The sequence below is a fragment of the Helicobacter sp. genome (assembly GCF_017502485.1).
Classification (GTDB): Bacteria; Campylobacterota; Campylobacteria; order Campylobacterales; family Helicobacteraceae; genus Helicobacter_B.
On record NZ_JAFVUX010000041.1, the window covers coordinates 14827 to 27024 of the forward strand.

Annotated in this window: 7 protein-coding genes; all 7 read left to right on the forward strand. The window is 36.1% G+C overall.

Going from position 1 to position 12198, the window contains the following annotated elements; translation table 11 throughout:
- The first annotated feature begins 29 nt into the window (after nt 1-29).
- Nucleotides 30-1343: a hypothetical protein gene (locus IKB69_RS08325; protein WP_290948274.1), complete on the forward strand. Its 1314-nt coding sequence runs from the start codon at nt 30-32 to the stop codon at nt 1341-1343.
- Nucleotides 1333-3978 carry a hypothetical protein gene (locus tag IKB69_RS08330; RefSeq protein ID WP_290948276.1) on the forward strand — a complete coding sequence of 882 codons (2646 nt, stop codon included), beginning with the start codon at nt 1333-1335 and terminating at the stop codon, nt 3976-3978. Before IKB69_RS08325 ends, IKB69_RS08330 begins: the two co-directional genes overlap by 11 nt.
- Entirely contained in the window at nt 3975-4475 is a 501-nt protein-coding gene (locus IKB69_RS08335; RefSeq protein WP_290948278.1) for a hypothetical protein, read from the forward strand. Before IKB69_RS08330 ends, IKB69_RS08335 begins: the two co-directional genes overlap by 4 nt.
- Complete coding sequence (locus tag IKB69_RS08340; protein ID WP_290948281.1) at nt 4460-4993, forward strand: hypothetical protein; 534 nt, start codon at nt 4460-4462, stop codon at nt 4991-4993. Before IKB69_RS08335 ends, IKB69_RS08340 begins: the two co-directional genes overlap by 16 nt.
- A gap of 3 nt (nt 4994-4996) precedes the next feature.
- Nucleotides 4997-6721 carry a hypothetical protein gene (locus IKB69_RS08345; RefSeq protein ID WP_290948283.1) on the forward strand — a complete coding sequence of 575 codons (1725 nt, stop codon included), beginning with the start codon at nt 4997-4999 and terminating at the stop codon, nt 6719-6721.
- Between the two features lie 15 nt (nt 6722-6736).
- Complete coding sequence (locus IKB69_RS08350; RefSeq protein WP_290948285.1) at nt 6737-11869, forward strand: hypothetical protein; 5133 nt, start codon at nt 6737-6739, stop codon at nt 11867-11869.
- Nucleotides 11870-11872: 3 nt separating this feature from the next.
- Nucleotides 11873-12198: hypothetical protein (locus IKB69_RS08355; RefSeq protein WP_290948286.1), on the forward strand; the 326-nt coding region annotated here is incomplete at its 3' end.

Here is a 12198-nt window from a genome sequence, read left to right on the forward strand (position 1 = left end):
ATATGCCCCTTATTCTTAAAAGGAGATTTATGGCTATACAAAGCGAATTAAATGCAGTCAATCTGATGCTTACAGCTATTGGAGAAGGTATGGTAACAAACATAGAAGAGCCTGAAGCAAAGTTAGCCCTACAATCACTAGATTTTGTTTTAAGCTCTTTACCTTATACGGATTTAGATTTTGAAAAAAAGCTCTCAGAGTTACCTAGTGAAGTTTATAACTATGTTGTGGTTAAAGCATCTAGGAGACTTCAAGCTATTACTATTGGTTCTGAGACATTAAATGCTTTTAGCGAGAGTGATGAGATGGATGCAAAAAGACTAATAATCCGTAAAAAGATAATACCAAAGACACTTCTAAGAGAAGTTGAAGAAGAGTTGGAGGAGTTACTAAGCTATGCTAATAGTGTTCCAAAGAGTTTAAAAGGGGATTTAGCACTTTTAAAATTACAGGCTCTTTTGTTTGTAGATGTAGAGACATACATTATAAGCGTAGAGAGTGTTAAAGAGAACTATATAGATTTTAAAAAGAGATTAATAGCTAGAAGAGAAGTTCCTAAAGAGATTATAGAAGCTACTAACAAAGAGTTATTTAGTAGATATGGTTTTTCTAAAGCTATCCCTATGGAGGTTTTAGAAGGTACTAATATACCTAGCATAGTAAGACATATAGCTAGTTTTAATTTTCAAAGCTCTATATTACCAGCAGAAAATGCTGTAATATCAGTAGAAGAGAGAAATCAGTATGAAGTAGATTTTAGAGTAGCCTTAATAGTAAATAAGGTATTCCCTAGAGAGCTATATGATAAGGTTATGCTAGAGTTTGTAAATGTCTATGGTATAACACCTAGTGAGCATACTAGTGTAGTAGAGCAGTATCTAAGGACTAAGACTATGTATAACTTACAAACTATGCTTATAGCTGATGAAAAGATAAGACCTATCTCAGCTCAAGCTATGGAGAACGCCGAGATTAGCTTGATAACTCATTTGATAGTTCCAAAGAATATCTATGAAAGAACATATGAATTAACCAAAACAGAGTTAGCAATAGACCCACAAATAGATGATGCAGATGTTCCAAAAGAGGTTAAGGAGTACGCTTTAGTAAAAGCAGCAATAAAGCATCAAGCATCTTGTATATTTAATCCTAGTAAATATGTTTTTGGTGCAGAGGATTTAGTAAGGTTTAAAGCAAATGCTTGGCAAAGCCTACCTAAGATATCTATGCTAAATAACTCTAATACTAACTCATTAGTTAATAACACTATGCTAAGGACAGCTACCTCATCTAGCAATGTCAAATCATCATTTAGATTAAAGGTGGCAACAGATGACAAATAGTACCAATGCACAAACCAATCTAGTTACTAGACATTTAGCTGGGCTTTTTAATGGTATTAGCCAACAAGCCCCAACTATTAGGCTAGATAATCAAGCAGAAAATCAGATAAATGGTTGGTCATCATTAGTTGAAGGGTTATGTACTAGACCACCTACTAGATATCTAGGGACACCATTTAGCCAAGGTATGGATACAGATTTATATCATAGCATAAATAGAGATGAAGAAGAAAGATATATCCTAAAAGTAAAAGCAGGTGGAGAGATAGAAGTTAGTGGGGCTAATGGTGAGGTATATCCTTGCGAGTATGATAAGCAATCTAAGGAATATATCAAATGCGATAACCCTAAAAAAGAGTTAGCCCTAGCTACTATAGCTGATTTTACATTTATAGCTAATAAAACTAAAGTAGCCCAAACAGAAAAAGCTGCTGATGAAGACTTTGGTAAATCTAAAGCTATGCTAATACTAACTTTAAAGACTAGTGAGATTATACGCCAAACCTTATTAGATAGCAGGGAGGTTGTAGAGTATAGTCCTGCTATACAGCTAACACTTGATGGGGTATTAATAGAAGTACCTCAAAAAGATACCCTAAGAGAGAGTATGGACACTTTAGTAGCAAGTATAAATAGATACTCAGCATATAGTTTATATAGGGTTAGTGATAAGGTTATAAGGATATATAGAGCAGATGGGTCAGATTTTGCATACACTTTTAAAATAGGAAATAGGAGTAGCTACAATGGTAGCGTATCTTTTATAAATGGAACTGCTAATTACTACCCACAGCTTTTGATGGATAGGTTACCCTATGACAGCATAGCATATGTCTATGTATATAAAGGGGTAGCAGAGCAAAATTACAGAGTTTTTATAGATGATAAGCTAGTTGCTTCATATACTAGTGGCAATACAAATAACGCCCATACATATAAGACAGATGTTGTAGCTTCTTCTTTATACGACCAGCTACTAGCTGCTGGGTATGGCGTAGATTTAGCAGGGGCTTGTGTAAAAGTATTTAAAAAAGATGGCACAGACTTTAATATAGAAGTATCTGATAGCTGGGGTGATGCTGCCCTTAAATGTTTTAAAGGACAGGCTCAAGCATTTACTGAACTACCAGGAAGATGCTTTGAAGGTGCTGTTTTAAAGATAGTAGGTAAAGCAGATGAAGCAGGTGGTGGGTACTGGGTTAAGTATCAAAAAGGAACAGCAAGTGGTGTTGATACAGGCTCAGGCGTATGGGCTGAATATAGACAACCATACCTAGCTCACGCTATAGATGCAGCTACTATGCCACAACAGTTAGTTAGAAGACAAAACATAGAAAAGTATAGCACTGATACAAACCCTTTAGGTTTATACTTTAGTTTAGAGAAGGTTGCTTGGGCTAGTAGGCTAGTAGGTGATGATGATACAGCACCACACCCATCATTTATAGGTTCTAGAATAAATGGTATATTCTTATTTAGCAATAGACTAGGGATACTAAGTGGGACTAGCGTTAGCCTTACTAAGACTAATGACTTCTTTAACTTTTACCCTAGCACGGTAACAGATAGCCTAGATGATGAACCAATTGATATTAGCGTTAGTGATAGTAATGTCTCTAACCTATTATACGCTATACCGAATAAATCTGATTTACTACTATTTTCAGCTAATGGGCAATTCTTACTTAGCACAGGAGAAGAGCCTTTAACAGCTATGACAGCTATTATAACACCTGTTTTAAACTATCCTAACTCACCTGATATAGAACCAACTATACAAGGTTCTGTAGTCTATTTTTTAGGCAAGAGAGGGGATTATTATGTATGCCGTGAGTATTTTGCTCAGACTAATACTCAAGGGGTTGAAGCAGTTGTATCAAATAGCCACTGCCCTGAGATACTAAGAGTTAATGGCTCTAAAGGATTTATAGGTGGTGTAACAAATGAAAATGTAGTATTTATAGGTGGTTTAGTAGCTAATGAATTAAACATATATAAATACGAGTGGAACGGAAATACTAAAAACCAAGCATCGTGGAGCATATGGAAGTTTTATGAGCCTATAGAGTATGCTTGTGAGTTTGAGAGTAGATTATTTTGTGTTATGAAATCAGGTAGGCTACTAAGGCTAGACTTTGTTAGAGATGATACTTTAGCTCTAGACTGCTTAAGAGAGTTTGAAGCAGGAGAGAGGGTTACTCTATTAGATAGTAAAGATGAGATATATAATGCTAAAACAGGTGCTAAAGTAGAACAAAGAGATACATATGACTTTAAAGTAGCTGTGGGCAGACCATACCATTTTACTTATGAGTTTAGCCCTATATTTCTTAAATTAGATAACTCTCAAATAGGGTCTATAGAAGTTGCTACACCTCTAAGGCGTGTAAGGTTTTACCTAAAGGGTCTATGTGATTTTAACTTAACAATAAAAAACAGAGTTCAAGGAAAGGATATTTTAGTGTATAACTATCACGCAGCAGATAGTCTAGGGGAGCTATATGAAAAGAGCTTTATATTAAGAGGAGATGCTAAAAGAACAGGGGTTGAGATACAATCAACAAGCGTTAAACCTATAAACCTACAAAGTGCCTCTTTTGAAATTCTAACAAACTTATTGGTAAAACCTATATGACGCAGATATTACCATTTACTAAAGATAAGCTTGATGAGGTTCTAAGCATAAAGGTTTGCAAAAGAGAGGTAGAAGAGCTTAAGGCTTTAGGTAGGACAGATATAAAGCAAGTTATCAAGGAGAGCTTAGAAGCCTGTGGCTATAGCTGGTATCTAAAAGATGAAAAAGGAGTTAGAGCAGTTGGGGGTGTCTGCTTAGATGCCAATTACCCTGAAACTATGGGGATAATATGGCTCTTAGTTGATGAGAGAGCCTTTAAAGACCACTTATTTACTTTAAATAGTGTTACCTATGAGCTTTTAGACATATGCTTTAATAGGTTAGGGCTAGAGTGCTTATATAACATAGTATCCCCAACTCTAAATAAAGAGAGTGTAAAGTGGCTTGAGTTTATAGGATTTGAGCTAAGTGGAGAACCTAAGATAGGTTTAGATAATAAAAGTGAGTTTAGAACTTTTACAATGTATAGGGAGGATTATAAATGTGCCCACCAGTAGTTATAATGGGTGCTATGGCAGTAGCCTCAGCTGCAGCAACTATGTATTCAACAAATCAGCAAAATAAAGCTGTTAAAGCAGCTGCTGATACTGAAACATATAACGCTCAGCAAGAAGCTAATAATAACCAAGCAGCATTAGATGCTAAAGCACAAGAGCAAGACCAAGCAGCTGCTATACAAACTATGGAAAGAGAGAAACAAGGTATAAGAGAGCGTGCAACTCTAAATAATACCTATGGAGATGCACAGGGTAACTCAATCAATAGAGTATTTAATACCAGCCTATTTAACCAAAACTATGATACAGGTATGACAGATTACAACAATAGCAACGCCTTAAGTCAGATAAATAGAGAAAAACAGAGCGTAGCCTTAACAGCTAACAATAGAATACGCTCAGCAAACGCTAGTAGAAAGAAAGCTACTTCAGGCTTAGGTACTGGTATCTTAGTAGCTAACTCAGCTATTAGTGGGGCAGCTAGTGGTTATGGCTTTGGTAAGTCATTACAAGGATAAGCTATGGCTAGGTTAGAAGTAAGTCGGATAAAACCTAGAAGGATAAGAGATTTAATATCACAAACACCTGAAGCAAGAGTTGTAGCAGCCCCAGTAGATAGCAGCTTTACTAGGGCTGACTACTCACCTTCAGGCGATGCAAAGGCTATAGCTCTTTTAGGGGATTTGCTAGGTAATGCAGCTAGACTAGGTGAGAGAATAACAAATGATAATAACAAGATACTACAAGAACAAGGTAGAAGAGATGCTTTAAATAGTGTCTATGAGAACGGCTTAGATAAAGCTATTGATGGGGAGGGCTATGACCACGAGAGTGCTAAGAACTCTAAAGAGACTACTTTGAGTATCTTTGGTCTATATAGCGATAAAGCCTATAAAAAGGGCTTTGGTGGTATGGTAGATGAGATAAATGCCAAAAAGGCTCTCTCAGCAGCTGCAGCAGAAGTAGCAGCAGCTGGTAACTATGTAGATAGCCCTGACCCTGCTGAGATGACTAGACAGACCTATGCTAGACATATAAATGAGCATTTCCCTAAGGGAGATATACAAGCACCTTATAGGGATTTAGATGAGCAAGGTAAGCCCATAATTTACAAGGGTGCTTCTGATATGTTAGCTATAGGTATGGGAGATGCTCTAGCTAGAACTCAAAAGGCTAGAGTTGAAAGAGCTAGACAGCAAAAGACACAGATTTTGGGTGAGTATCTTAGAGGAAATATAGAAGGGAAACCCATAAAGGATTTAAATAGCAATAACCTAACAGTTTTAAGAGATTATACATATGAGCAAGGGGGTGGTGAAGAGAGCAAGATAGCTGTAACACACCTAGTATATGACAATATGGAACAAAGCTTTAATGCCTTAGTTGAGCAAAATAGATTTGATGAAGCTGAAGACATAATAGAAAACCTAGGTAATATGGATATTGATGGGATAGCTGCTATAAATCTTATCACTTCTTCAGGAGAAGGACAGCAAGAAAAGTATGGTTTTAGAGATAGACTAGGGGCGATGGAAGCACAGCTAATAAAAGCAAAACAAGCTTTAGCAGATAAAAGAGATAAGGCTAATAAAGATGGTGCTCTTAATGAATTAGCAGGGCTTCTTGCTCAATATAATATTACAGAAGACCCTGTAAAAAAGAAAGAAATTCACGATACTTTTATAGTCAAACAAGCTAAATACTATAGTCTAGGGCATATAACTGGAGAGGAACACCTACAATTATCTAATGCTTATGAACAGGCTATTACTAAAGTAGTATCTAGTGAAAAAGATTTATTAGAATATATCAATATAACTGCCATAACCAACCCTGATAATGCAGTTAAGATGCTCTATAACGGATTTATGCAAGGAAAAATAAATTATGAAGATTATGACGAAACTCTGCAAAGTCTATTATCTGAAGAACATCAAACAGCTCTAAATTATCTTATAGAAGACTATCCAAAACCAGTTTTACAAGGTGATGAAGGTCAAAAAGAATTAAAATATAGAGCTAGTGTTGCTTTAAATAGAGAGGTAAAGCTATTTATTAGTGAAAATAAAAGAAGACCTACAGTAGCAGAATATAGACAGATAGTGTATAAAATTGTGGAAAAAGCCAAGAATGACCGAAAAGATTTTGATGAGTTTAAAAAGAATAAGAAAGAAGAAGAAAAAGCAAAAGCAGATAATGCACAAAAGGTAAAAGACAATGTAAAAGCTACATCTGCAAAGAATTAATAAAGAAAGGAATATATGCAAAGTATAGATAAAACGCAACAAGTGGATAACAATATAGATGACCCACTTAATCTACTTAGTAGCCAAAATGTAGATAAAGATACTCAGGCGTTTATGGGTACTGTAAGCCAGTATGCTAGTAATATAGATAACATTGATGCTGATGACCCACTTAATCTGCTTAGTAGCCAAAATGTAGATAAAGATACTAAAGCGTTTATGGATACTATAGCAACATATTCTAAGCCTGAACCTGAGCCTGAACCTGAGCCTGAACCATATAAGTATGAGGGTGTCCCACCAACAGCTATGCCTAATCTGATACACGATGAAGATGGTATGGTGGTTAATATTTGGGATATTACAGACTATAGGCATATAGAAGCACTATATGACCAAGGTATGCTAACAGATACGCAAGTAGATAGATGGGCTGCTAATGAAGATTTAAAAGCTAGTGGTGGGGACTTTTTAAAGATTAAAACCCAAAGAAACTTTCAAACCCTAGTTGATGCTGGAGTATATTCAAAAGACCACTTGAAGGTTTGGGCTGAGTATAAAGAAGACCCAATGCTTTTCACAGCTAAGAGTATGTTAGTAGGTGCTGCTAGAGGTATCTACGGTGCTTTAGATAATACTATTGAGTTTGGTAGTGCTACTTTATATAGCCTAACAGGAGATACAGAGAAGTTAGCTGCAATAGAAGCACTTAACAAAGCTAGGAATAAAGAGCCTCACCTTAGAACAGCTGAGGAGCAAGAGCTAATAGATAGTGTATTTAGCTTTAGAAACTCAGTAGGGCTTAAAGAAAAACCATCTACAACAGCAGGTAGAATTACTGAAGGGCTAGTTAATTTTATTACAGGTTTTGCAGTATTTAAGGGAGCTTTAAAAGCTGCACCTACATATGCAAATGTAACTGGAGCAGCAGTTATGACAGATATGGTTGCTATGGAAAGGGGAGAGAATAACCTAGCAAACCTTTTAATAACTTTAGAACCTCAGCTACAAAACACATTGTTAAATTACCTAGCAATTGATGGTGATGATACTATACTTGAGAAGTCTGTAAAAAATGCTGCTGAAGGCTTAGTAGCTGGTTTTATTGTTGATGGAGCGATAGCAGGTCTTAGAATATTTAAGAACAGCCATTTAGCTACTGGTGGCAAGGCAGGGTTAATGTCTGCTATAGATAGATTAAAAACTAAAATAGATGAGAAAGACCCTAAGGCTGCTGAAACTAACGCTAAAGATGCTCAAATAGCCCCAGTAGAAGGTAAGGAAGGCTTTAGTATATCTAAGAGTGAGTTAGAAGAGCAGTTAGCTGCTGCTAAAGATAAACTAGCAGCTAGTGCTATTAAAACTAAAGGAAATCGCAAAGGAGCTAAAAGGGGAGCTACTAGGGATAACTCTAAAGAAATCAAGCAACTACAAGAGACTATAACTAAGCTTGAAAAGGATTTAAAAGAGGGTAACTTTGCCCCTATACAAGCTGCTAGAGTAACTAGCGATGATATAGTGTATGAAGGCACTGCTGGGTTAAAGGCTTTTGAAGCTGAGTTTAGAGCTATAAATAGTGATGCAGAAAATCTAGAGATATTTGATAGTGTAATAAACACAGCTAGAAAGTTAGGAGTAGATGTAGTAACAAGCAAAAGAAGCACTTCAGCTACTTTAGGTAGTTACAATGTTGATAAAAACATAATAAATGTATATCCTAACAATAGCCACATAGCCAAACAAGGTGATGAGCTAAAGTCTCAGACTATGCTACACGAGCTTATCCATAGCGTTAGTTCAAAGGTTATTCTATCAGTTCAAAAAGGCAATACAGCTAACCTAACTCAGACCCAAATAGATGGTGTAAATGAGCTAAAGAGCATATTTACTATAGTAAAAAATGATGGAAAGAGAAGAAAAGATAAGTTCTATGGCTTTAAGAACGAACACGAGTTTTTAGCTGAACTATCTGACCCTGCTTTTAGAACCTATTTAAAAGAGAAAAACTTATGGGAAAAAGTAGTAGATGGTGTCTTAAAAATACTAGGTAGCTTTAAAGAAGGCTATACTCAAACTAATGCTTATACTAAGTCTAGACAAGCCTTAGATAAGATAATGGATAAATATGAACCAACTATGGGTAGTAGAGAGGCTAAAGCTAGACAGGTTAATGAACAAGCCACGCAGCAGCTTATTAGTGCTAGAGCAGCTGATGATGTTTTATTTCACTCTAAAACGAAAATAAAAGATATGAGTGAAAAGGATAAAAAAGCACTAAAAAGCAATAGCATAACCAAGGCAATAGCAACCACTGGTGATTTTGAAAAGATGGTTAAAAAGTTCTTAGATAAAAAAGAGTGGTTATTAGATGATTTAAAAGCTTGGGATAAACGAAGCAATAGTGCTATTAGACCTAATAAGCATAAAACCACTAAGGACAAGTCTAGTACATATATCAAGGATGACCTAGGCGAAGTTGTAAGTAAGCTTACAGATAGTGAGCTAGGCATAGCTATGAGATTTATAAATAAAGAAGCTGAAGCTACCAAGCAACTAGCTATGAGGGTTCTAGCAGTAAGAAGGATAGTCTATCAATTCTCTAATACTCTTAAATTAGAGATAGATGACTATCTAGCTAAGGTAGCTCAAGGTAAAGAAGATATCCCTGAGCTTCTAGAGCTATATGCTAAGCTAAATCAGGTATATTCTATGAGATTAGCCCTAAAGGGACTTAGTGCAAATGTAGGTAGAGCCTTAAACGCCCATAAGATAAAAGTAGGTGCTAGTGAAGTTGATATAAAATCACTCACTGAGTATGAGCTAAAAAATCTAATGGGAAGAGCTGGAGGACACGATGATATCTTAAATGCTTTAAAATCTTTCTCTAAAAAGATTGAAGAAGGTAATATCAAAGATGGTCTTAATGAAGCAGGAGTTATCAGATTTACTACTTTTAATAGTGTTTATGCAGGTTTCTTAGGTGGTATCTTATCAGGGTATCCTACACACCTTATAAATATTGGCTCAAGTGTTCTAAACATAGGTATGCATTTAGCTACACAACATATGGCTATATTTGGTAGGGCTCTGTCTAGAAGAGATATAAATGAGCTATCACAGATACAAGCAGCTTATAAAGGACTAGCAGCAGGTATAGCAGATGCCTTTAGATATCATAAGGGGATACCTGAAGATAATATGGGTTATTTTTGGCGTTCATTTAAAGATAATGAGAGTTATATGGATATTAATATCAAGGTTGAACACTCAACATCTAAATTAACGCCTAGCCACTACTCTAAAGCAGGTAGAGAGTACTGGGTTAATAGGGACTGGAAACAGCACCCTGTGGCTTGGACTGCTGGATATCTGATGGATATTATGACACTTCCACTTAGATTTTTACAATCTACTGATGAAGCTATGAAAGCCATAGTGTATAAGAGTGAAATATATAGGCTTGGTATTAACTATATCAATGAAAGCCCTTTGTATGCTAATGCTTCTAAAGAGGAGAAGCTACAGGCTCTTGAAGATATAGTTTTTGACCCAACAAATGTTCCTGTGCAAAATAAGGATTTATCTCAAAGATTTATAAATAAACTAGGTTTAGATAAGCAGAATTTAACTGAAGCAGAAAAAAAGCTAGTAGAAGATATCAAATCAATCCATAGCTCAGCCATAGGGACAGCTAGGTCTATGACCTTTACAACACCTTTAAATAAAGATGGTGTAACTATAACAGACCTTAACCCTAATCCACCTTTAAAAAAATGGGGTGAGACTGATAGTTATTTTTTAGATAACGCTAGGATAATAGCTAAAGATGTTAAAGATAACTACCCTAAATGGATACTAGGTGGTGTAGGTGCTGGGCTAGATAAAGTAGCTATGTCTATTACAGATATAAAGCATCTAAACAACCCATTAGGTGTTGTTATGAAATATACTATCCCTTTTGTAAATACTCCTTTAAACTTAGTTAAAGGTGCAGGGCGTATGACGCCTCTAGCTATCTTAAGTAGAGAGTTTCAAGCTGATATAGCAGAAGGTGGAGTAAGGAGATGGACTGCCTTAAATAAAGTTGCTCTAGGTTCATTTATGATGTGGCAAACTTGGGAGCTTATGGAAGAAGGAAGGTTAATAGGTAGTATCCCTAAGGAGCTAAGGGGTGTCCCAGGTATGCCACCTGAGAACTCTATAAAGCTAGGCGATGATACTTGGGTGAGCTTTTCTAGGTTCGACCCTGTGGGTATGTTAATAGGTGCTGTGGCAAACTTAGGACAAGCTCTGCATTACAATGAAGCAGAAGAAGAGGATAAAAGAAATGCCTTTGCTGCTGTTATGATAGCTCTTGCTAATACAGTCATTAGTAAATCCTATATGACAGCCCTATCAGGGTTAGTAGAAGCTATGACTGCTGATGCAGTAAATGAGAAAACTCTAACACAGACAATATCTAAATCTATTACTGCTTCTATAATCCCTTATAGCTCAATGCTTAGAGAGTTATTTGGTGGGATTGAGTATGTAAGAGAGCTAAGACCTGATGATGATGGGTTAGCAGGTGTGTTTGAGGCAGTAGGTAATCAGATACAAGCGATTATAGCCCCTACTACTTTAGAGCCTAGGTTATCAGTGCTTGGTGAGCCTGTAGCTCAGCATAGCAAGACTGCTGGTATTAGATATGGAGACTTTACACAAGACCCTGTATATTTAGAGCTTATAAATGTAGGTTACAATGGTAAGGGGGTTAGTGATACCTTTAGTTTAAATGGTGTTACATTAGACCTAACGCCTAGCCAAGAAAATGCTATAAGAAAGATAGCTGGAAATATGGGGATAAAAGATATTCTACAAAAGCTTATAAGCGACCCTAAATATCAAGCACTACCTATTGAACTAAGAAAAGCTGAAATAACTAAGGCTGTAGATAGGGTTTATAGAGGGGCTAAGAAAGAGTATGTAAAAAATAATTCTGATATGTTTGCTGAGTATAAAGAGGGTCGTGAAGAGAGAAGTAAGCTATTAAATGGTGATAGCTCTAAACTTTCAAAACATAGAGTACCAGCTATTGATATACATATAAAAGAGAAAGAGGAAGCTGTGGGTCAAAACCTATTTAATAACATAAATGAAAGGAGGTAATTTATGAGTAGTGAAGTATTTAATTCTACTAGCATCTTAGAGACTTCTAAGGTGCTTAGGTTGGTAGATACTGGTCTAGAGAAGCTTGTGGATACAGGTAATTCTAGACTAACCCATCTAGCAGCACCTAAGGACGCTAAAGATGCTGTAAATAAAGAGTATTTAGAGCAGAGTTTTGAAGAGGCTAAAGAGGCTTTTGAGAACATTAAAACACAAACTTTAGCTATTAAAGATGCAGCAATAGAGCAAACTAATGCTATAAAAACAGCTACTAACCAAATTAAAACTCAAACTGAGCAAATTAAATCTCAGACTGAGCAAATCAAAAC